Origin of the sequence: Corticicoccus populi, assembly GCF_042686195.1 — a bacterium.
In the GTDB taxonomy this organism is placed as follows: Bacteria; Bacillota; Bacilli; order Staphylococcales; family Salinicoccaceae; genus Corticicoccus; species Corticicoccus populi.
The window spans coordinates 1,102,387-1,124,760 of the sequence record NZ_JBHUOQ010000001.1 but is presented as its reverse complement, the minus strand read 5'-3'; the positions used below and the strand labels follow the sequence as shown (position 1 = coordinate 1,124,760).

The 22,374-nt window shown below is 38.4% G+C and carries 22 protein-coding genes and 1 riboswitch; of the genes, 7 read left to right on the top strand and 15 right to left on the bottom strand.

All coding sequences use genetic code 11. The features are described from left to right. The first annotated feature begins 4 nt into the window (after nt 1-4). From ACFSX4_RS05740 to ACFSX4_RS05730, 3 genes are all read left to right on the top strand, one after another. A complete protein-coding gene (locus tag ACFSX4_RS05740) occupies nt 5-1,903 on the top strand; it encodes a PTS fructose transporter subunit IIABC (protein WP_377772444.1) in 1,899 nt (632 codons plus the stop codon). 170 nt (nt 1,904-2,073) lie between these two features. Continuing rightward, on the top strand, nt 2,074-2,736 hold the full coding sequence (locus ACFSX4_RS05735) for a hypothetical protein (protein WP_377772442.1): 663 nt from the start codon (nt 2,074-2,076) through the stop codon (nt 2,734-2,736). 99 nt (nt 2,737-2,835) lie between these two features. Further along, on the top strand, nt 2,836-3,573 hold the full coding sequence (locus ACFSX4_RS05730) for a metallophosphoesterase family protein (RefSeq protein ID WP_377772440.1): 738 nt from the start codon (nt 2,836-2,838) through the stop codon (nt 3,571-3,573). 31 nt (nt 3,574-3,604) lie between these two features. Here the strand turns inward: ACFSX4_RS05730 and ACFSX4_RS05725 are convergent, their stop codons facing one another. After that, nucleotides 3,605-4,198, bottom strand: a complete 594-nt coding sequence (locus ACFSX4_RS05725) for a YkoF family thiamine/hydroxymethylpyrimidine-binding protein (protein ID WP_377772438.1) — start codon at nt 4,196-4,198, stop codon at nt 3,605-3,607. 83 nt (nt 4,199-4,281) lie between these two features. Then, nucleotides 4,282-4,386, bottom strand: a riboswitch (TPP riboswitch). A 155-nt stretch (nt 4,387-4,541) separates the two neighbouring features. Here ACFSX4_RS05725 and ACFSX4_RS05720 point away from each other — a divergent pair. Together ACFSX4_RS05720 and ACFSX4_RS05715 are read left to right on the top strand one after the other, a co-directional pair. Continuing rightward, nucleotides 4,542-5,423 carry a fumarylacetoacetate hydrolase family protein gene (locus ACFSX4_RS05720; RefSeq protein ID WP_377772436.1) on the top strand — a complete coding sequence of 294 codons (882 nt, stop codon included), beginning with the start codon at nt 4,542-4,544 and terminating at the stop codon, nt 5,421-5,423. Between the two features lie 57 nt (nt 5,424-5,480). Beyond that, nucleotides 5,481-6,014, top strand: a complete 534-nt coding sequence (locus ACFSX4_RS05715; RefSeq protein WP_377772433.1) for a GIY-YIG nuclease family protein — start codon at nt 5,481-5,483, stop codon at nt 6,012-6,014. 78 nt (nt 6,015-6,092) lie between these two features. On the opposite strand, the gene ACFSX4_RS05710 is transcribed toward ACFSX4_RS05715, so the two are convergent. Genes ACFSX4_RS05710 through ACFSX4_RS05680 form a run of 7 tightly spaced genes read right to left on the bottom strand, consistent with a single transcriptional unit; the run spans nt 6,093 to nt 12,960 of the window. Continuing rightward, nucleotides 6,093-6,842 (bottom strand): IclR family transcriptional regulator, encoded by a 750-nt coding sequence (locus tag ACFSX4_RS05710; RefSeq protein ID WP_377772431.1) that lies wholly within the window; start codon nt 6,840-6,842, stop codon nt 6,093-6,095. Between the two features lie 17 nt (nt 6,843-6,859). Next, the gene (locus tag ACFSX4_RS05705; RefSeq protein WP_377772429.1) at nt 6,860-8,134 is read right to left on the bottom strand and encodes a M20 family metallopeptidase; all 1,275 of its coding nucleotides are present in this window, start codon (nt 8,132-8,134) and stop codon (nt 6,860-6,862) included. After that, a complete protein-coding gene (locus ACFSX4_RS05700; protein ID WP_377772427.1) occupies nt 8,135-9,085 on the bottom strand; it encodes a DUF1177 domain-containing protein in 951 nt (316 codons plus the stop codon). Further along, on the bottom strand, nt 9,082-10,074 hold the full coding sequence (locus ACFSX4_RS05695) for an ABC transporter ATP-binding protein (RefSeq protein WP_377772425.1): 993 nt from the start codon (nt 10,072-10,074) through the stop codon (nt 9,082-9,084). The genes ACFSX4_RS05700 and ACFSX4_RS05695 overlap by 4 nt, the downstream gene beginning before the upstream one ends. A 5-nt stretch (nt 10,075-10,079) precedes the next feature. Next, nucleotides 10,080-11,084 carry an ABC transporter ATP-binding protein gene (locus tag ACFSX4_RS05690; RefSeq protein ID WP_377772423.1) on the bottom strand — a complete coding sequence of 335 codons (1,005 nt, stop codon included), beginning with the start codon at nt 11,082-11,084 and terminating at the stop codon, nt 10,080-10,082. A 13-nt stretch (nt 11,085-11,097) separates the two neighbouring features. Beyond that, nucleotides 11,098-11,964 carry an ABC transporter permease gene (locus tag ACFSX4_RS05685; protein ID WP_377773459.1) on the bottom strand — a complete coding sequence of 289 codons (867 nt, stop codon included), beginning with the start codon at nt 11,962-11,964 and terminating at the stop codon, nt 11,098-11,100. Between the two features lie 39 nt (nt 11,965-12,003). Next, complete coding sequence (locus ACFSX4_RS05680; protein WP_377772421.1) at nt 12,004-12,960, bottom strand: ABC transporter permease; 957 nt, start codon at nt 12,958-12,960, stop codon at nt 12,004-12,006. A gap of 207 nt (nt 12,961-13,167) precedes the next feature. Here ACFSX4_RS05680 and ACFSX4_RS05675 point away from each other — a divergent pair, with 207 nt between their 5' ends. Together ACFSX4_RS05675 and ACFSX4_RS05670 are read left to right on the top strand one after the other, a co-directional pair. Next, complete coding sequence (locus tag ACFSX4_RS05675; RefSeq protein ID WP_377772419.1) at nt 13,168-14,757, top strand: ABC transporter substrate-binding protein; 1,590 nt, start codon at nt 13,168-13,170, stop codon at nt 14,755-14,757. 74 nt (nt 14,758-14,831) lie between these two features. Then, the gene (locus ACFSX4_RS05670; RefSeq protein WP_377772417.1) at nt 14,832-15,479 is read left to right on the top strand and encodes an AroM family protein; all 648 of its coding nucleotides are present in this window, start codon (nt 14,832-14,834) and stop codon (nt 15,477-15,479) included. A 183-nt stretch (nt 15,480-15,662) separates the two neighbouring features. Here ACFSX4_RS05670 and ACFSX4_RS05665 read toward each other — a convergent pair whose 3' ends face one another. The 7 genes from ACFSX4_RS05665 to ACFSX4_RS05635 are packed head-to-tail and all read right to left on the bottom strand — an operon-like array spanning nt 15,663 to nt 22,223. Then, a complete protein-coding gene (locus tag ACFSX4_RS05665) occupies nt 15,663-16,394 on the bottom strand; it encodes an SIS domain-containing protein (protein ID WP_377772415.1) in 732 nt (243 codons plus the stop codon). Next, on the bottom strand, nt 16,384-17,121 hold the full coding sequence (locus ACFSX4_RS05660; RefSeq protein ID WP_377772413.1) for a creatininase family protein: 738 nt from the start codon (nt 17,119-17,121) through the stop codon (nt 16,384-16,386). Before ACFSX4_RS05660 ends, ACFSX4_RS05665 begins: the two co-directional genes overlap by 11 nt. A 7-nt stretch (nt 17,122-17,128) precedes the next feature. Continuing rightward, nucleotides 17,129-18,115 carry a phosphotriesterase family protein gene (locus tag ACFSX4_RS05655; RefSeq protein ID WP_377772411.1) on the bottom strand — a complete coding sequence of 329 codons (987 nt, stop codon included), beginning with the start codon at nt 18,113-18,115 and terminating at the stop codon, nt 17,129-17,131. A gap of 13 nt (nt 18,116-18,128) precedes the next feature. Then, nucleotides 18,129-19,436 carry a PTS ascorbate transporter subunit IIC gene (locus ACFSX4_RS05650; protein ID WP_377772409.1) on the bottom strand — a complete coding sequence of 436 codons (1,308 nt, stop codon included), beginning with the start codon at nt 19,434-19,436 and terminating at the stop codon, nt 18,129-18,131. 12 nt (nt 19,437-19,448) lie between these two features. Beyond that, nucleotides 19,449-19,718 carry a PTS sugar transporter subunit IIB gene (locus tag ACFSX4_RS05645; RefSeq protein ID WP_377772407.1) on the bottom strand — a complete coding sequence of 90 codons (270 nt, stop codon included), beginning with the start codon at nt 19,716-19,718 and terminating at the stop codon, nt 19,449-19,451. Nucleotide 19,719: 1 nt separating this feature from the next. Further along, a complete protein-coding gene (locus tag ACFSX4_RS05640) occupies nt 19,720-20,160 on the bottom strand; it encodes a PTS sugar transporter subunit IIA (RefSeq protein ID WP_377772405.1) in 441 nt (146 codons plus the stop codon). Beyond that, nucleotides 20,157-22,223 (bottom strand): BglG family transcription antiterminator, encoded by a 2,067-nt coding sequence (locus ACFSX4_RS05635; RefSeq protein ID WP_377772403.1) that lies wholly within the window; start codon nt 22,221-22,223, stop codon nt 20,157-20,159. The genes ACFSX4_RS05640 and ACFSX4_RS05635 overlap by 4 nt, the downstream gene beginning before the upstream one ends. Nucleotides 22,224-22,374 lie beyond the last annotated feature (151 nt).

Sequence of the window (22,374 nt, the reverse complement as noted above, 5' to 3'; positions counted from 1 at the left end):
AACTATGAAATTTACTGATATTCTCACAGAGGAAAATATCATTTTAAATTTGAGGGCGGAAAGTCAGGAAGAAGCCATTGATGAAATGGTCGAAAGACTGAAAAAAAACAGGATGACAACGGATTCAGAGTCATTTAAAAAAGCTGTTATGAAAAGAGAAAATGAGATTTCTACAGCAGTAGGATATAGTGTGGCAATTCCTCATGCTAAAGATCATTCCATTGAAAAACCTTCAATTATTTTCGGAAGAACTCTAAAGGGAATTAATTACGGTGGTCAGCACACCAATCTGGTTTTCATGATTGCTGCACCTGAAAATGCTTCGGATGAACATTTAGAATTGCTGTCACGATTATCTACTTTCCTGATGAACGAAACATTTCGGGCGAAATTGTTAGTGGCTCTTACGGAAAAAGAAATCATGGAAGCTGTTGAAGAGCAGGAGTCAAAGAATAATGTTGAAGAAATCGATTCTCACGATAAAGATAAATACTTAGTAGGTATCACAGCCTGTATGACAGGGATTGCGCACACGTATATGGCTGCAGAAGCTTTAAGAGAAGCTGCACGCAGACGGGGGATGAAAGTGAAGATTCAGACCAACGGTGCAAATGGCCCGGAAAATACACTGACCGGCAGTGATATTAAAAAAGCAGATGCTATTGTTCTTGCTCATGATGTAAACGTGGATGTATCTCAGTTTGAAGGGAAAAAATATGTAGATGTTCCCGTTAAAAGAGCTATTAATCATGCAGATGAACTGATTAACAAGGCATTGTCCTACGATATAAAAGAAAATGAAACATATGTTCAGGAAGAAAAAGTGGAAGAAGAGAAAGAAAAAACAGGATTACAGTTTTATAAGCATATTATGAGCGGTGTATCCTATATGATTCCATTTGTTGTTGTCGGTGGAATATTCATCGCAATATCATTTATGTTTGGAATTTTCGCAGCAGATCCGGCAAGTGATGAGTATAATAGATTCGCTCATTTCTTCAGTCAGGTTGGCGGAGAAGCGGCCTTTGCTCTGATGGTTCCAATTTTAGCCGGCTTTATCGGATATAGTATTGCAGGCAAACTGGGACTGGCACCTGCTATGATCGGCGGTATGATGGCTAATATCGGAGAAGCTGGATTCCTTGGAGGGATGATTGCAGGTTTTGTCGGCGGATTCGCAGCAAAGTATATCAGTCAATCAATGAGAAAAATACCAAAATCGTTCCAGGGACTTGTTTCCATACTCATTGTTCCGCTTCTAAGCACGTTCATTGTCGGTGCATTCATGTTCTTTATATTAAATGCGCCAATGTCCGCACTCAATCGGTTCCTTGAGACGTGGTTAACTGGTCTAACGGGCGTGAATGCAGCTTTATTAGGTGCTTTACTTGCCGGAATGATGGCTTCTGATATGGGCGGCCCGATTAATAAAACCGCTTCAGCTTTTGGATTGGCAATGTTTGCTGCTAATATTTTTGAACCATCCGCAGCTTTGATGGTTGGCGGAATGGTTCCACCAATTGGGATTGCACTTGCAACTACTGTTTTTAAGAATAGATTTACGATTCAAGAACGTGAAGCGGGTAAAGCGAGTTATGTACTTGGTGCAAGCTTTATTACAGAAGGGGCAATACCATTTGCCGCTGCAGACCCATTGCGGGTAATTCCAGCAAATATTATCGGGGCAGCAGTCGGTGGTGCTATATGTATGGCTCTGGATATATCATTAAGAGCACCACACGGCGGTATATTCGTTATTCCAATTGCGAGTAACAGCCCATTCCTGTATATCTTATGTATTTTAATCGGGTCTGTGATTACATGTTGTATTATTGGCTTCCTTAAAAAACCATTGTCTGAAGAGGCTTTGAAAAAAGGAAAAGAGATGAGTTCGATTTTTTAAAGCTGAAAAATGAATTAAAGAAATTTATTTGAAAAACTGTACATAATATGATGCATTCATACTATGTATAGTTTTTTATCATTTACAGATTATTTCTTCTAAAGAAAATCTGAAACTGGCTTAATATTCTACTTTTCAGGGTATATTAATAAGGGAGGAGTGATGCTTATATGGACAAACCTAAATTAGTATTAAAAGGTGAAATGCATAATAAGTCTCTGCATTTCAATGACACGAATGCCCCCTGGTGTGTTTACTACAAACAGGGAACGATGTCGGAAGACGGTTACGTTAGTACGATATTTGATGAACCTGAGACATTCGATTTAAAAGAAAGCAGTCATCTTGATGATTTAGACATTATTGACCTTGATTTTCTTCTTGATTTTTTTGTTCTCACCTCAGATGATACAAAGACCTATATCTTTCAGTATACGAGTCGCAAATTTTTTAACATTGAAGAAATCAACCCATCCACTTTTGAAATCCCTCTCGAATCCATCCATTATTTTACCAATGAAGATATACTCGACATTCTTTTTTACCATCCTGATGATATTAATTTTCCGTCAGATATGTATGATTTCCCCTACGGTATCAATGAATTCTTTAAATACCTTTTTGATTTAAAAACTTCTGTTTACAAAACTTCTATTTTTGAAAATCCTCAGTATCAACCATTCTCTGATGCATTCCTTAAATTTATGAAAGAATATAATATTGAGCTCGATTCATCTAAAGAAACAGAAATGACTGCTGCTTCAGTGTTTATTGTACGTAAATATTTCAACACGGACTGGAAAGCGATTTACAGTCATATTAGTAATAGATGAATGTTCACAGGAAGTCGGGCGATACTATTTACCTAATCCACGTCTGCAGTTATTGAAGTGTGATATGATTTTTCTAAGTCAGACTGATAGGTGAGCCAAATGAAATTCGCATTAATTACAGATATTCACGGTAACGCACCGGCATTAAAAGAGGTGTTAAAAAAGATTGATGACAGAAAAGATGTTGATCATATATATTGTACAGGCGATATTATAGCAATTGGGACGGATACAAATGAAGTTCTTGAAATGTTTTTTGACCGGAGTGATGTGTCAATGATTACGGGTAATCATGATGAAGCGGTACTTGCTTTATTAAAGGGAGAACCATACCCAAAAAGTCACGCAGCCTCTAGAAAGCATCATGAGTGGATTGCGAGTAGGATGGAGCGGTCCTTCATACAGAAAATGAGTGAGCTGCCGCGCACAATGGAGGTGACTTCCTGCGGGAAGAAGATTTTATTTACCCATTATCATATGGATGATAAAAAGAAAGATTTTCATATCAGCAAAGATCCGTTCAGCAGTATTGTTTCTGAGAAGGATGACAGCATCATGCGTTTGTTTGACGGTTGTCCTCAGGATTTAATATGTTTCGGACACCATCATCCAGTACACTGTGTTAAAAATGAAGCGACGATCTTTTTAAATCCGGGTGCGCTTGGCTGTCATGACAAACCGACGGCAAGGTATGCTGTGGTGGGGCTCAATCAAGGAGAGATAAAGATTGAACTAAACGAAGTTGAATATGACAACAGGGCATTCCTTGAATCATATGATACGCTGCAGGTGCCGGAAGGTGCATTCCTGCGTCAGGTATTTCACGGCGGACAGTAAAAACCGCTGCCGGAAGTGGCAGCGGCAGTGATTATTGTTTACTCGACGGGCTGTTTGCAGAAATGGTAAATGTCATGGTCGTGTGACTGACAACATTTTGAACTTTGATGAATGCGTTTTGAAGAGCCCTGAAAATATCATTCACTTCACCGTCGAGACGTGTCGCATAATGGCTCGGAGTGACTGTGACATTCTGCTCTTTGGACAAGTCAATCTGTTCATAAATAACGTCCATGTAGTTTCCGGTGTTCAGCGGATATAATGCAAATTTACAGCCTGCTTTTTGAGATACTGAAGATGCGTTGTCCTCATTTGCCGGCGTATCGCCTCGATCCATGTACGTATCGCCGGAACTGTCACCCGGGCAGCCGATTGAAAAAGTACCGCTCATTTCCACGTGTTCACCTGTTTTAGCAGCATGCAGATAAATCGCTTTGACCACATCAAATACATGAACGGGTTTCCCCCGCACACATGTTGAAACATCATCCGTATCTTTCCAAACATTGGCAGTATCAACTTCAGCAAGTGCTCCTAAAATAATCTCTTTAAAATCATCACTCATAACACTTAAGTTAAACTGTGCCCCGGCAATTCTTTCTGTACTGCAGACTTCTTCTGACATTCATAAAACCTCCAAATTATTTTTGGAAATAAAAAACTACATTCCAGAGGGAATGCAGTCCATGTTTATCAACGATTCAATGTTTGAACAGAACTGCACTTCCCCACGCTGGTGTTATCCAGATCGGGTAGTTGAGGGTCCGATTGATTCGTCTCAGCCGTTATAAAACAGCGCCCCTAGTGCTTCAAGTATGTAGTTTTCATTTCACTTTTAATGGTATAGAAGAAGGAGCACGATGTAAAGTGCGGCACACAGAACTCATATGATTCATGTTATAATTTGATGAAATAGTCAGAAATATCGCCGGCTAATCAGTCATATTTAAAATCTTGTAGGAATACACATGAAAATTTGTAATTTGATTAATAATAAGAGTGAACTCGGCGTATATCATAATGGAATTGTGATTAACATAAACGAGGCACTTGAAATATATCCCGATGAAACAGTACCGAAAAGTGTGGAGGAAAGTATTGAATCGAATGATGAAGCACTGATTCAATACGTAGAGAATCTTTCTTATTCAGAGAATGAGGCTTACATATATAAAGAAAGTGAATGTCGTTTTGGACCGGTGGTAACTAGTCCTGAAAAAATAATCTGTGTCGGGTTAAATTACAGAAAACATGCGGTTGAAACAGACATGTCTTATCCTGAAGTCCCGATTTTATTCAGCAAATTTAATAACGCACTGGCAGGGCACGGTGAGGAAATTAAAATTCCCAAAGTGACGGAAAAACTGGATTATGAGGCAGAACTTGCGATTGTAGTCGGCAGTGAAGGACAAGATATAGCACAAGAAGATGTACTTGATTATGTGTTCGGATACACGATGGCAAATGACCTGTCGGCAAGAGATCTTCAAATGCGTACAGTACAGTGGCTGCTCGGTAAAACTAGTGATGGCTTTGCACCTGTCGGACCGTATATCACAACGAGTGATGAAATAGAAAATCCCGGAAACTTAAAAATCCAGACTCTAGTAAACGGGGAATTGCGTCAAAACTCAAATACGTCAGATATGATATTTAACTGTGAGGAGATTATCAGCTATGTATCGAGACATATGACATTAAAGCCCGGGGATATTATTTTGACAGGTACGCCGGAAGGTGTCGTAATGGGGCGTGATGAAGCGGATCAGGTGTATTTAAGAGAAGGCGATGAAGTTGTGATAAAAATTGAAAGTCTTGGTGAATTGAGAAATCGGTTTGTCGCCGGGTGACTTATTTATCGACTAATGATTAAAGTTTAAAAATTATTAAAGAATTGAGTTGATATGATGGACGAATTATTAGGTTTCTTTAATTTCTTTGATAGTCTCCTTTACATAGCAATATTTTTATTTATTGGTAGTGTTGTACTGTATATCATTCTTAGTATTAATGAGTATCAGAAAACCAAAGAATATAATAGGATGATTCGAGATAAAGTGGAGAGGCTGACTGTTAATGCAGTCGAAATTTCTCCAGAAGAGTTTTTAGAGATTAGAAAAATGAATCAAAGAGGAAGGGGAGAATTACTGTATTCAAAGAATTATAACTTTTCCGGGATATACATATTGCACAATAAATCCAAGGATCTATATTATATCGGACAGGGTAAAAAAGTTTATGATAGAGTATATAATCACTTTGCGGGCCGGGGAAATGGAGATGTGTATGCGGATTATAAGTATGGAGATAAGTGGATGATTAGAATGGTTTCTCTTGAAAAAAGTGGTTTTAATTCATTAAATGAGCTGGAAAGAACATTTATAAAGAATTATAAATCTTATGAGAATGGTTACAATAGAACCAGGGGTAACAGAATTTAACATCTAAACATAGAAATAGATGATAAAAATATTATTAATAGGGACTCTTCTACATTGAATAGAAGAGTCCCTTAATAATTAAACAATCTTCAGCAGTTGTTCATTCATTTCAATAATTTTCTTTGTTTCAAATAAAATTTGAATATAGCTGTCTACGTCTTTATCAGTAATTCTGTATGCAGGTCCGGAGACGGTGAGAGAGCCAATAATCTTTCCACCTATAAATATTGGTACGGCAACTGCAATCACGTCTTCGGTCAGTTCTCCATGTGAAATTGCATAACCGTTCTCTCTAATTGAAATCAAGTCCTGTCTTATAAGATTTGGGTTGGTTTTCGAGTTTTTAGTAAACTGTTCAATTCGGTTCGATAAAGTTGCGTCTATCAGATAGCCGGGGAGATAGGCTAAGATTGACCGGTACGATGCACCTGCATACAGTGGTGCGGTACTGCCTGTTGTGACTGCGTATCTAATGCGCCCTTTTCCTGAAACAGCATCTAATGTCAGTGCCTGATTATCTTCGAGAATTGTAAAAAATGAAGATTCTCCAGTCTTTTCAGTTAAATAAAGTAAGTAGGGGTGTATGATCTCTTTAAATTCAAAATTTGAATTCACTTTATTTCCGAGTTCCAGTATTCCAACACCCAGCTTGTATCGTTTTGTATTAGCATCTTTTTTTAGAAAGTCTCTTTTTTCTAAGGTATCAACAATACGATATATTTTGGTCGTGTTCTCATCCATATACTCAGAAAGTTCTTTAAGTGACCATTCATTTCTTTCTTTAAAGAGTTCAAGTACTTTTAATGAAAGATCTAGCGTTTTTAACAATTCGCATCGCCTCAAATCTATTTAGTAGTATAGAGATAATCAATTGCTGCCCCAAGATAAACTTTACAGCATGTAATAATCTGCTCCGTTCGGACCCTTTCATCATATCCATGTATAGTAGAGAGGTGAGCAGGTCCGTATTGTAAAACTGGAATATTATAGTCGCGGAAATGTCTTGCATCACTGCTTGCCCACTGCATTACACCATAAGCTTCTTTTCCGCTTACAACTTCAATATTATCGGTAATACTCTTACAAACAGGATCGTCTGCAGGAGTGTAGTTCGCATTACTTTTAAAACCAAATCGTTCGATTTCGTAATCTATATTCAACGGGGCAAGTAATTCTGAAATTTTTTCAGTCACTTCATCCTGGGTGATTCCAAAAGGCAGTCTACAGTCAATTTCGACAGTACATTTTTCCGGAATGACATTTGATTTTGTCCCTCCTTCAATTTTACCAATATTTACAGTAATATGTTCAAGAACTGGATAAAATTCTTCTCTCTCCTTTTCAACTTCCTGCATATATCTTTTTGACTCTTTCAATAAAGGTCTTATTTCATTGGGAATTGTAATATCAATATCCCATAATTTTCGTATTTCCTGAACAGCTGCAATCAAATCCACAATCGCATTACCGCCGGCTAGTGGGGAAAGGCTGCCATGGCCTGGTGTACCGTAGGTAGTGAGTTTGAACCAATAAGATCCTTTTTGACCGATTGTCGGATTTTGAGGTGAGGAAGGCTCAGCAATTAAGCAGCCGTCACCGGCAATTAAATCCTTTTCAAGAATCCATGGGACACCAAACTCGCCGCCGGTCTCTTCGTCGGGAACAATGGCCAGGGTCAGGCATCCTGGTAGCTCGATGTTCTTTCTGCTTAATAACGCAGTTGCGAAAATTAATCCCCCAAGACCTGCCTTCATATCACTTGCACCGCGGCCAAGAAGCCAGCCGTCTTTAACTTCCCCAGAAAATGGATCAAAAGACCATTTACTTTTGTCACCAGCAGGTACAACATCAGAATGACCACAGAAAATCAGATTATTATATTCCATTGATTTTTCACCAGTAGTTGCTACTAAGTTGAACATCTTATCATTTGATTCGTACCGTTCAATATTAAGACCGGATTCTGTTAAGTAATCTTCGATAAAATTCGTTATATCTGTTGTGTCACCGGGAGGATTTTCACTTGGGAATTGTATCAGTCTGCTGCATAATTCAATTAAATCTTCTGAATGGTCATCAACATATTGGAATAGTTCATCTTTTAATTTATTGATATTCATTTATTGTGCCCCTTCTTTTTGAGTTGCAGCCTGTAAATGTGACATGCTGCCGTATAATTTTGTTATAAGTTTGAATTCCTGTTCATTGTAAAAAGAACATTTTTTCTGTCCGTATTCTTTAGCTACCTCAATGGCAAATCTTCCGGCAGATTCAATATCCGTCATATGACTGGCTCCAGTCCCGCATCCTGCCACTGCAGTTTCTGTTGTGAGCGCCACACCAACAACCGGGCTGTTACTTGCTACTGCAGGCTGTAGTATACTATTGATATGAAAAATGTCATTACCGTATGGAGTAATGTCCTGTGTTGTTATCGGCATTGTTTTCGGAAGTATTCCGGTAGCCCTTTCATAAATATCCAGTAAGTCATCACTAACTTTTAAAATATAGCCTTCTTTTACAGTAGGTGTAATTGCAAATCCTCTATGATTAATAATCCTGTTTCCTTTAGTTGTGTCGATAGACAGAATTGCTTCCATTTCATCAGTCACTTCATATTTATTCATTGTTTCGATGGAAACGGGAGAGCCCATAAATGGAACAGGGTCATGAGGTTGAGTAGGTGCTTTAGGACAGATATGTGTCGTAAGGATGACATCTCCTGTAAGCGTGTCCCCTTTATTCTGCATATCAAGAAGCTTCGCAGCAGCGGACATTACTGCCAGTGCTCCGTCTCCATCAGAAACAAAACCTGCCATTTCTGGTCTGGCGCCGATACCACCGAGTCTGCCGACTATACCTAATGTTGGGGCATTGCCGCCGGACAGCCTCCCTGAACTGCCGGGGACAATTACTTTCACAAAGTCTGTACTGCCTTCTTCATCCGTAATTTTGGAAACGTGAACATCTATCTTATCATTAAATTTTTGCAAATATTTTTTTACACTTTCACCATCTACATTAATATCATCCATTATGTCAAAAAGGTTCATTACGTGTTTTAAAGTCATTTATTTTCCTCCTTATTATTGACCACATGGCAGGCAGCCAAATGGTTGTTTCCTTCGTTAGACAGCAATTCAGGTATATCTTTAGTACATTGTTCTATAGCGAAAGGACACCTTTCATGGAATGAGCAGCCGGAAGGTGGATTAATTGGGCTGGGTATATTTCCTTTCAAAGGAATCCTGTCAATATCATCAAAAGGACTTTCTTTTGGAATTGAAGCTAATAATGCTTTTGTATAGGGATGTTTAGGTGTTTCATATATTTCTTCATAAGTGCCGATTTCTACAATTTTACCTAAGTACATCACAGCAATTCTGTCACAAATATATCTGACAACATTTAAATCATGTGATATAAAAATATATGTTAAATTAAATTCCTGTTGAAGACTTCGAAGTAAATTTAATACTTGGGCCTGAATAGAAACATCCAGAGCAGACACCGGTTCATCACATACAATGATGTCGGGGTTCAGTGCAAGTGCTCGTGCTATATTAATTCTTTGTCTCTGACCGCCGGAAAATTCATGAGGATACCGATCATAAAAGCGTTTATTAATACCGACAGTTTCAAGTAACTCTTCCACTTTCTCCTTACGTTCTTTTTTAGTGCCGATTTTATGAACAACGAGAGGTTCTTCTATCAGTTCTCCAATTTTCTTTCTGGGATTCAATGTAGAATATGGATCCTGAAAAACCATCTGAATAGATTTTCTTAATTGTTTTAATTCATTACGGTGCAGTTCAACGATATTTTGTTTATTGAATTTTATATCACCATCAGAAGGGGATATAATTTGACTGATCATGCGTGCAACTGTTGATTTACCGCATCCAGATTCACCGACTATACCTAAAGTTTCACCTTTATATACATCGAAGGAGATACCATCAACAGCTTTAACACTTTGATTGCTTGGAAAAAGCGGGATTTTATTTGGAATGTCAAAGTGTTTCTTCAAAGAATTGACTTCTAAAATCGTCTGGGTCATAGTACTCACTCCTTATTTTTTCTTATCAGCTGTGGTTTCGGCGCTTGAAAATGGCATGCGACTTTATGAGAACCGTCTGCTGCTTCAAGTGACGGCATCTCTTCAAAACATTTATCGGCTGCATAAGGGCAGCGTTTTGCAAATGGACATCCTTTTAATTCGAAACTTAAATCAGGCGGGCTTCCCGGAATTGTTGACAGCGGCTTGTCATTATCCTGTTCACTTGTAATTTGTGAATCAAGAAGTCCCCATGTATACGGATGAAGCGGATTATTATAGATATCTTTTACATCACCGGATTCCATTACTTTCCCTGCATACATTACAATCATCTTCTGGCATGTTTCCCATACAACGCCTAAATCGTGAGTAATCATAATAATAGACATCCCTATTTCATTTTGAAGAGACTTCATAAGGTCAAGCATTTGAGCCTGTACAGTAACATCAAGTGCAGTTGTCGGTTCATCAGCAATTAGCAATTTAGGATTTGATGAAAGGGCGATTGCAATCATTACACGTTGTTTCATCCCCCCGGAAAACTCGTGAGGGTACATTCCGAGCCTTTTTTCAGGAGCAGGTATCCCAACAAGTGAAAGCATCTCAATTGCTTTTTGTTTTGTTGCTTTTTTACCTAACTTTTGGTGTGTAACAATGGCTTCTATCAGCTGGTTGCCTACAGTGAATACGGGATTCAAGCTTGTAGAAGCATCCTGAAAAATCATGGATATTTCATTTCCGCGTATTTTTCTCATTTCTCTTTCATTTTTCTTAACAATGTTTTCACCCTGATATAAAATCTCACCCTTTGAGATGTTTCCGGGAGGACTTGGAATTAATTTCAGTATGGAAGTTGCAGTGACACTCTTACCAGATCCGGATTCACCGACAATACCTATATTTTCATTAGAACCGAGTGAGAAACTGACATCATTGACTGCCTTCGTCACTATAGATCCTGATTTGAATTGAACTTCAAGATTTTTTACTTCTAACAAATAGTTATTCATTAATTTCACCTGCCTATATTTTCATTTTTGGATCTAACGCATCTCTTAATCCATCACCAAAAATATTGATACTTAATACAGTAATTAAGATTGCAAGTCCTGAATATGTTGCGAGTTCAGGATTTAGTACTAAGAAGTTCTTTCCTTCTTGAAGCATGCTTCCCCAGGTTGCGGTCGGCGGCTGAACACCGAGACCGAGGAAACTGAGTGCTGCTTCAGACAGTATAGCTCCGGCGACACTCATCGTTGCGTAAACAATCAGTGGGGCAATACTATTCGGTACGATGTGATGAAAAATTATTCTGCCACTGCTCGCACCTATTGATTTAGATACTTCAATATATTCCATTTCTTTTACCGATAATACCTGGCCGCGGACAATTCTTGCAAAGCCGGGAATATTGGCAATTCCGATTGCAATAATGACGTTTGTAAGACCTTGACCAAAAACAGTCATTAAAATGATTGCAAGCAGTATAAAAGGAAAAGCCATCATACCGTCCATTATTCTCATAATCACTGCATCAATGGCACCTCCGAAATATCCGGATATCAATCCGAGAAAAGAACCCAGAATTGCACCAAATACAACAGCCGATATACCGACCATTATTGAAATTCTTGCCCCATATACCAGCCGGCTGAAAATATCCCGGCCGTAACTGTCAGTACCAAGCAGGTGACCGTCAGTTCCAGCTGGTAGAAACGATTTACCAATTTGTGTTGAATTCGGACTGTGTGTGGCAATCCATGGTGCAAATGCTGCGATAATAATTAGAAGGATGATAACGATTAAACCAATAGCTGCAAATCTATTTCTAATCAACTTGCGGAAAAAAGACTGTTCCTTTTTTGATTTTGCATAATGAGCATCATACATCTGTTCATCAGTTAAAATATTTGGATCTTTCATAAATCATCACCCCTTTTTAGAATCAAAATTAACTTTTGGATTCACGACTTTATATAAAATATCAACAATTAAATTAATCGTGACATAGATTAATGCGATAAAAATGACTGTGTTTTGAACAACGATAAAATCCCGGCGTTCTATCGCATCAACAATAAGAAGTCCCATCCCCGGCCAGCTGAATATGGTTTCAGTTAATACTGCACCTCCAAGTAAATTTGAAAACTGCAGTCCAATAACGGTCAGGAGCGGGGTAACTGCATTTTTCAGTGCATGTTTGTAAATTACAACCCGTTCGCTGATACCTTTGGATTTTGCTGCCTTTACATAATCCTGCTTTAAAACTTCCAGCATACTTGACCTTATAATCCTTGCAAATTCTGCCATTGGAATGGTTGATAAAGCAATGCTCGGGAGAAGTAAATGCCTGAAAAACTCTACTGGGCTATCCATGAAGTTTGCCATTCCGGTTGCCGGTAATACTCCAAGATTGACACTAAAGAGCAGCACAAGCATCACTCCAAGCCAGAAGATAGGCATCGATACACCGACCAATGAGAATGTAGTAATAATGTAATCGATGAATGAATTTTGTTTTCGTGCAGCTATAATTCCGGCCGGGACCCCAATTAATACAGCAAGTATTAATGCGCTCATAGCGAGGATAATAGTATTTGGAAATCTTTCCAATATCAAATCAATAATTGGTGCATTATATGAAAGCGAATTCCCAAAGTTGAATGTAATTAAGTCTCCGAGGTAATTGATAAATTGAACAAAAATAGGATCATTCAATCCCAGCTCTTCAGAGTATCTCTCGATATCTTCAACACTGGCCTGTGGACCAAGCATTACTGCTGCCGGATTACCCGGAAGTAAACGTGTGATGAAGAATACAATAATTGCAACTACAAACAAAGTCGGTATTAACTGAAGTATTCTTCTAAATAAAAACCGTGTCATCATAACCCCTCTTTTCATTATATGAATCTTGATTTTATTATATGAAATATATCATTAGTTTATAAATGTGTAAAGATATATTCTGAAAAATCATTTTATTCTCAAAAATGAAAATATATACTTTACAATTAATATTTTTTCTGTAATAATACATTATAATTCAATATATAAATGTTGATTTCACTATATGAAATAGGGGTGGGGTAAATGAAACAACTAAAATTTTTACTGGTATTTGCTTTAGCTTTGGTTTTAGTTGCATGTGGTTCGAATTCAGATTCCGAAACTACAAGTGAAGAAGGTGGAGAAGAAGGAGAACAGACATCAGGAGGGACACTCAATATTGGACTTTCATCAAATGCATCTACGTTAGACCCGGTTTTATATACAGGTGTATATGAATCACAAATTATGAGACAGATTGGTGATACACTTGTAGTATATGATCAGGAGTTAGAGGAGATTGTTCCTTCTTTAGCAACAGAGTGGGAAATTTCTGAGGATATGATGACATATACATTTACATTAAGAGACGATGTATATTTCCAGGAAGGTGAGTATCAGGACGGCAGACAAATGACTGCGGAAGATGTTAAATACAGTCTTGAACGATCATCCGAAGAGTCTGTACAAAACAGGCTTGTTGGTGTAGAAAGTGTGGATGTAACTGACGATTTTGAAGTTGCTGTGAATCTTGAAGAACCGAATGCAGCTTTAATTAATATGCTGACAGACTCAGGCAATATGATTGTCCCGCAGGAGGAAGTTGAAGGACATGGTGATGCATTTGGAGCTAACCTTATTGGAACAGGCGCATTTACACTCGACAGCTGGCAGACAGGCCAACAGGTTAACTTAGTAAAGAACGAGAATTACTGGGGTGAAGAGCCTTATTTGGATGGTGTGGTATTTAAATTTATCTCAGATGAATCGATGATGGGGAATGCAATTCGTTCCGGAGATATTCATATTGCAACGAATGTAACCGGGCAGAACAGGGAAATTATTGAAACAACAGAGGGGCTGGAATTATTATCAACGCCCGGACTATCAATTACTTACCTTGATATGAACTTCACAGAAGGACCGACAGCAGATCCAAAAGTCAGGGAAGCCATTGTAAAAGCGACAGATACACAGCAGATTGTTGACGGTGTTCATCAGTGGGGCGGAGGAGAAGTTTCCTATCTGCCGCTGCCAAGAGGTTCATGGGGTTACGATGAATCATTGGAATCACTGAAACCTGAATACAATCCTGAAGAAGCAAAAGAAATCTTAGCGGAAACAGAGTATGCAGATGGTTTTGAAATTGATTTATATGTACTCGATACAAGAACAAATTATGCGACAATTTTCCAAGATCAGATGAAAGAAAACCTAAATATTGATGTAAATATCAACGTCTCCGAATGGGGAACTTTAACTGATACAATCAGTCAGGGTAATGCACCGATGAATATTGGTGGATGGTCCTGGTATCCGGATCCATATTTCTTCCTGGATCAAAGATTCCATTCAGATCAAATCGGTTCTAACGCTAACGGTAAAGGCTACAGCAACCCTGAAGTGGATGCACTTCTGGACCGAGCTGTAACTGAAACAATTGATCAGGATGAAAGAGCGGTATTATATCAGGAAGCGATGGAATTAATCATGCAGGATTATCCAACAGTTGAACTTGATAACCTGGATATTTCAACTGGTATCAGTGACAGCGTTAAAGGATTTAATTTATCAGCAGATGGATCCATATATGTCGTCAGTTCAAATGGCACAAATATTTCATTAGAAGAGTAATAGTAAAAGGTTCCTTATTTAAGGAACCTTTTATTAATGATTAATGACTATACAATAGTATTGGAAGTGATAATATGAAATTGAGTTTAGTGACTATCGGACAGGCACCGAGAACCGATTTTAATGAATTTCTGAAAGAAAACAGCAGTATTATAATAGAACATATTGGAATATTAGATGAATATAAAAATGATTTTCCAAAGCCTGTGACTGACAATATACTGGTATCAAGATTAAAAGACGGTGGGCAGGTTCAGCTCGATAAATCGTTCGCTGTAGAAAAGGTGAAGGATACTATTGCTGAACTGGAGAAAGGTGATACAGATATTATTCTTATTGCATGTACAGGAGAGTTTGAATTCTTTGATTCTACTAAGCCTATTATTTATCCTGATAAACTTGTTGGAAATATAATAAGTACAGTTTTTGATGAAAAAATCTGTGTTTTGGTTCCGGATAAAAAACAGGTGGATTATATTATAAAAAAATGGGACAAGGTCGGAATAGATACTGTAATTTTGGATATTTCACCTTATAACTATACAGAAGATGATATAGACCGAGTTGCTGAAGAATTGAATAATCTAGAAATGAATCATGTCATCTGTGACTGTATGGGATATAATTTAATGTTTAAAAATGAGCTGCAGAAAAGAACAAATAAGAATATCATTCTATCTAATGAAGTGATATTCAGTAATATATTTGCTTTGATTTCTTAGATAAAGAAACTCAAGCTTTCCATATCTATTTTCAGAGCAAAGAAATAAAATAAGTAAATATTAACCAAGTATGAAAATATAAACAAGCATAATATTGACTTTTTAATAGTCAATATTATGCTTGTTCGTTTTATTACATATTTGTTGATACTTTAACTGAATCGTTTAATTGATATTGTTAATTTAATCCAGTTTCACCCTCTCTTTATACTTGTCGATGAGTGTTTGATTATGATTCGAAGAACCATCTAAATTACCGCTTAAGAATATCGGCGGTTCATAGCCGGTGGATTTCATGATAAAAACGGCTTCAGAAAAAATACTGTTTAGAATCATACTGCCTGTCGCAGTAGAGCTTGAAGAGAATTTTTCCTGGATATCGGGGTGAGACATCACAGCGTCTCCCGGCGGTGCATGATTATCAATCACCAAATCGACGCAGTCCATTAATTTTTTCCCGTCCGTGTGCCTTGAAGTGTGACGGGATGAATACTCTATAGATGTGATACCAATTGTTTTAGCTCCTTTATCTTCTGCATAAAGCGCAACATCGACCGGCACTGGATTACGTCCAGATGTAGAAATTACAATAACTAAATCCTTACTTGTGATTGGATAGCCCGTGATAAATGTCCGGGCATAATCATTCGTCTTTTCAAGCTTTGAGGAGGTGACCGGTCCCTCATGAAGCATGACCGGTCCATGCAGTATGGGCTGTACCGGTACGAGACCGCCTGCACGGTAATACATATCTTCAGTCAAAATGTGCGAGTGTCCGCATCCAAACATATAGACAACACCATCATTTTGAATGACATCTGAAATCATTTGTGCCGCAGTCTTCATGTTTTTAATTTCATTTTCCTCAATCATTGTCAAAAGACGGCTCACTTCTTTAAAGTACTCATGAATCATAATCATCTTCCTTTGTGTTTAATAATATATTAACCATATTCATAATGACACGCTCTAATATATACTTTCCTTTTTCAGCAGTGGCAGCAGTGGCATCGCCAAGAACTGCACTTGATGTGAAATTCTCCCATGGTGTCGGTGTTGAATCGGCATCCATCGGGATGACGGGAATATCATTGACTGCTTTATCCATCTCAACATCCGTCGGTGACAGATACAGCATGTAAGACGTTTCTATCTCACATGCATGAAAGTAAACATCATGTGATGCGGTATTTTCCCGTATTTCACCGGCATATTTGTTCATCCCCGGATAAAAGAAGTAAAATGTTTTTAATTCAGGGACTGTATCATACAGTACTCTTGCGGCGTCCTTTAATGCATTTTGATTGCCGAGATGTCCGTTTAACATCACAAAAGTACTAAAGCCCTGTTGATATAAGCTTTTGCCGATATCAACAATCATATTGATAATCGACTGATTACTTACAGTTATGCTGCCCGGAAAGTTTCTGAGACTCCAAACCTGACCGTAGGGCAGTGTCGGCAGAACAAAGCTGTCTACTTTCTCTGCGAGTTTTATTGCCATTATTTCTGCGAGAATATTATCTGTTCCAAGCGGCAGGTGGTGACCGTGCGCCTCAACAGCACCGACCGGCAGAATCGCCACCGGTGCGGATTTAATTTTTTCTTTAATGTCATATGAGTTTTCATTTTGAAACATCATCAGTCAATCACTCCTTGAAAGAAAAACAGTGGGCGGGATTTTCGATAAAAAATTTATTAATTAATGTTTCACCGTCAAATCCCTGCTGATTAGCTTCATTAATGAAGCGGGGCACCCAGTTTCCGATAATATTGTATAACCCGAGCCCATACAAATAGTGTTTGTAATAGCTTTTTCGTGCGGTATCTCCGCTGATTAATATCTGGTTTTCATATCCTTTTGATACAAGTTCAAGAATGGCTTGAATCCGTGCGCTTTCCGGTGCATATTTAATTTTTGAAATGCCGTCGAATGACAGATAGGCACCCGTGTCTGCGACTTGTTCATGAATGTACGGATCTAAGTTTCTGTCCATATGACCGAAGCTCATATAGTTTAAGTTAACACCTTCTTCTTTTAACAGTTTAATCTGCTCGAGTGCCATCGTGCCTGCTTCAGTATGAGAATGCATAGGGGCTTTCGTATGGTGATGGGCACGTGCCACCGCCCGCAGTGTTTTCTCTTCAAGCGGAGTGATACTGTTGTATCCGGTTCCGAACTTCACTTGTCCAGCTTTAAGAGGTGTTCCTTCCATACCATTTTCCACTTCACTGATGACAAATGCAGTTAACTGATCAATCGAAGCCGATTCAATCCAGTCTTCATAAGTGGTGTAGTCCCCAATCGCTTCTTTTAAATGGTCCGGCAGTTTTGCTTTCCATAAAAAACTTTTATTAAAACCGGCAGTCAGTATGATGTTTACACCGGACTGTTCCGAAATATATTTAATGCTCTGGACATCCCTGCCGTAATCGACAGCGGTCGCATCGACAATCGTACTACCGCCCATATTTTTAAAATCCATGACATCTTTCAGTGATTTTTCTTTATCATCCAACAGTAAATCATCTTCTTTTTTCTCCACCCAGTAAGGTGGACGGCAGACAATATGTTCGTGACTGTAGGTAAAACCAAGTTCAGTCTTTTGTATGTCGCCGGAGAGTGTTCTAATCATAGGCTATGCTCCTTTAAAAAAATAATTGTGCCAGCATCTTGATTATTGGTCCGAGTATGAACATATCTGAGTCGGCAGCCCACATGGCTGTATCTGGAATCGTATCCGATAAAAGCATTCGAACCATTACATACTGACCCCAGGCGACAATCGTTGCGGTCATGAAACCGCCGATGACGGCACCTCTTGCACCACCGGTCGCGTTACCGAATACACCGGCTGTCGCACCGTGGAAGAACAAGACTATCATTGTCGGTACAAATACATATGCAACAGTGTTGCCGAGAACAAATAACCAGATTAACCCGCCGACAAATGCACCTAAAAATCCGAGTATCACTGCGTTCGGTGCATAAGGAAATACGATTGGTGAATCCAGTGCCGGTTTTGCACCGGGTACAATTTTAGTGGCAATCCCTTTAAATGCGGGTACCATTTCACCGATAAACATACGGACACCGACTAAAACGACCGCAATCCCTGCAGTGAAGGTAAAGGACTGGATAATGGCATAGATGATAAAGTTCTGTTCACCGGATGACGCGACGAGTTCAGCAGCGCCCGGTGTATCACGAAGTGAGACAATAATTGCACCTGTGACAAATAACAGCCCCATGGTAAGTGCTGTGATTACATTGGAATCTCTCAGGAATTCAAGACCTTCAGGCACTTTGATTTTTTCAGAATCATTTTCTTTGTTGCCGAACCATTTTCCGAGTAAGGCTGCGATCAATGATACGGATGCGGAAGTGTGACCGAGTGCGATTTGGTCATTGCCGGTCACTTTTCTCATAAACGGCTGGACAATTGCTGGCTGCAGTGCCCAGTAGACACCCATGATGACAGATAAGAAAATAACCAGCTGCCAGAACCCGACATCCGGTGAGGACTGAACAACAATACCGGCAAAGATTGTTGTGGTCCAGAACATCATGTGTCCGGTCAGATAAATATACTTAAACGGTGTAAATCTCGCAATCAGCACATTAATCAGGAAACCAAGTGACATGACTAACGCAACAATACTACCGTACTGGTTGGTAAACTCACCTTGACCCATATAATCTGAAAAAGATTCACCGGACAGATTGAATACTTCTGCCCATAAAGGTTCAAATACGGTTAATGCATCCGCAATAATACCGGCACCGAGTGTGATGATTAAAAACCCGATAATTGCTTTAAATGTTCCGGTAATGACCTGACTGACTGTCTTTTTTTGAACGAGTAACCCGATTAAAACAATGGTACCGATTAAAATCGCAGGCTGTCCGAAAATATTCGCCGCAATCCACATCACAATATTTGTTGTTGTTTCCATGTGTAGCACCCCTTAACTAATCGTATTTGAGACTGCTGAAGTGATTTCATCCATATCAAAAAAATTATTCACAACAATGACTTCTGCCGGATGATCTTTTAAACTGTCTGCGAGTTCTCTGCTGGTAAAAATATAATCAGCTCTCATTCCTGAAGCGGCGGATAGATCTGTGTTTTCAACATCCACTCTTGCCCCCTGATCCGTATACGCCTGTTCGACATTCATCTTTAAAATTAAACTGGTTCCCTGACCGAGTCCGCATACTGTGAGTATTTTCTTCATATTAATTCCTCTTTTCTAAAATTGATTTTATTTGTGAGACCGAGTCTGCATTCATTAATGCTTTTGTCGTTTCTTTGGAGTTTAACAATCGTGTTAATTTTTGAAGCAGTGATAAATGTTCATTGCCGGAGGTCGCACCGATACAGAACACTAGATTTACCGGATCGTTTGAAGTGTGGCCGAACGGTATCGCATGGGTCAGTTTGATGAGTGATACTGATGATTCAATTACACCATCGTCTGGTCTTGCATGCGGCATCGCAATACCTGGTGCGATTACAAAATACGGACCGTTGGACTGAAGTGATGCAATCATCGCATCAATATATTCTGTTTTTACACTCCCTTCTGATACGAGAAGAGATCCGCCTGATTTAATAGCCTCTTCTGCTGTTTTGGATAAATCATCAATCTCAATTAATGAGTCATTTAAAAATTTCATAGAATTCCTCCAGTCGAATGAGAGAATAAAATGGTGTGAAACTGCTGTGGGTTGTCAGCATTCATTAATGCATGTACTTTCTCTTTGTCTCTGAAAATCTGTGTCAGATCAGTAATTGCACCGATATGATTTTCGTTATCGACAGAAGCAAGTACGATAAACATGCGTACATGTCGGTCCATCATGAATACAGGTTCTTTTAAGAGTAAAATACTTAATCCGGTCTGGTTCACACCATCAAGGTTTGACGCATGAGGCAGGGCGATATCATCAGTCACCATCATATAAGTGCCCTGTACTTTGACGATTTCAATCATCTTTTGAATATACTGAGATGTAATGGTGTGGTCATTTAACAACGGAGCTGCCGCAGTTCTTATCGCTGATTCCCAGTTTTCAATACCATTTAATATTTGGATGTGACTGACTGTTAATAATGATTTCAGTGACGGTTTATCCACACTGTGTATTTCATTCTTTTCCTTTATAAATTTCAGAATGTCTTCTTTTAACTGGCCGATATGTTTAATATCTGCATGCTGGGCGATAATCTGCATCAGAGATTCAGCATCTTTTAAAGCATATTCTTTAGTGAACTGATGCTCTGATTTCCCCATCGAAAGCAGCTCTTTTTTATCATCTTTTGTAAACAGAGGGTTCACTTTAATAATCGGTACACCTCGATCTTTAAGGCGATTTGTTGTTACCGCAAAATCAACGATATCCGACCAGTCGTCTCTGGCATTGTAGTCACTGATGGAAGACACCGATACGATTTCATATTCTGGAAGTAAATTACTCATTTGATTTTCCATAATACGGGCAATCCCAATACCGTTGGTACAGACCAGAATAATCTTTAATTTTTTATTTTCGATGTTAATTTTATTTCTTTGCAGCCATCCGCCGAAATGAATTGCAATGAAAGCGATTTCGTCATCAGTTAAAAATTTTTTCACAAACTGCTGAAAGTAAACTGACACCCGTTCAGTCAAATTAAATATGTCTTTGTATTTTTCCTTAACTTCATTTTTTAAGGGATTTTCAATGCGGATATCATATTTTAATCGGTAATAGGCGGGTTTCAGATGATAAAAAAGATTCCTGAATAATGAATTCCGCTCTTGGAAAAAGATACCGGCATTCTTTTCAAAATCATCAATCATTGCTGTAATGACTGTTTCCAAGCTGCTGTCGATATCTGATGATGCGTAATAGTCCTGGACACTCTTCAATTTTGCACTGAGCATAAACCTGGTCATATAGATGCGTTCAGTTTTTTTGAGTGGATAATGTTTTGAAATATTCTGCTCTGCACATATGTTTTCAAATGCTGAAAATTCTTTAGTGGATTGAATGACTGAAATTTCTTCTTTATCGAGCACAATGTAACAGCTCTGAATCATCCTCATACCAAACAAAGTGAACCAGCTGTTCAGTAAATTTCTGTATTCATCCGTTATTTTTATCTTAATGGAGTGTTCATAGGATGTGATGAGTGACTGAAAAAGCTGAATACTTTCTTCAGGGATAAGCGGAAGTAATTCTGTCTGGTTGATTTTCATGTAATAATCAATGATTTGATTTCTTACTTCAACTTCATTTCCGGTTAAGTTGTAGCCGTTTTTAATATCAAAATTAATTTCAATGTTAAAAGGGGACAATCCGTGTTTTAAATCATGCAGATCATTTAATACTGTACTCCGGCTGACGCGGAACAAGCTGCACAAATCATCAACAAATAACGGTGTGTCATAAATGCATGCTATATATAAATAGATCCAGCTTTGTCTCTCATTCTTATCAAATTCATAGTAATGGGTCATATCCGGTTCAATATCATTGCGCATGGTTTCTTTAATAGAATCACTGATGCAGATGCCTTTACCGTAGACTTTCGTAATTGAAGCATTATATCTGTGATGCAGATAAGTGTTAATTAAATCGATATCATTATAAATACTTCGCCGTGAGACATTTAATGTTTCCGCGAGTAAATCTATAGTGATAAATCCTTTACTTCTAACCAGCAGGTTTAATAATTTAAAACTACGATCGTTCATCATTCGCCTCCTTCTTGTTAGATTTTCATTTCTCTATTTTAAATATACTTCAAATTTTGTTTGAAAATAAGCACAGATTACGCACGATTAAATGTGCAAAAGTAATTGGGAGTACATGAGCCATTAGTTTAATTTAAGATGGATTTCTAAA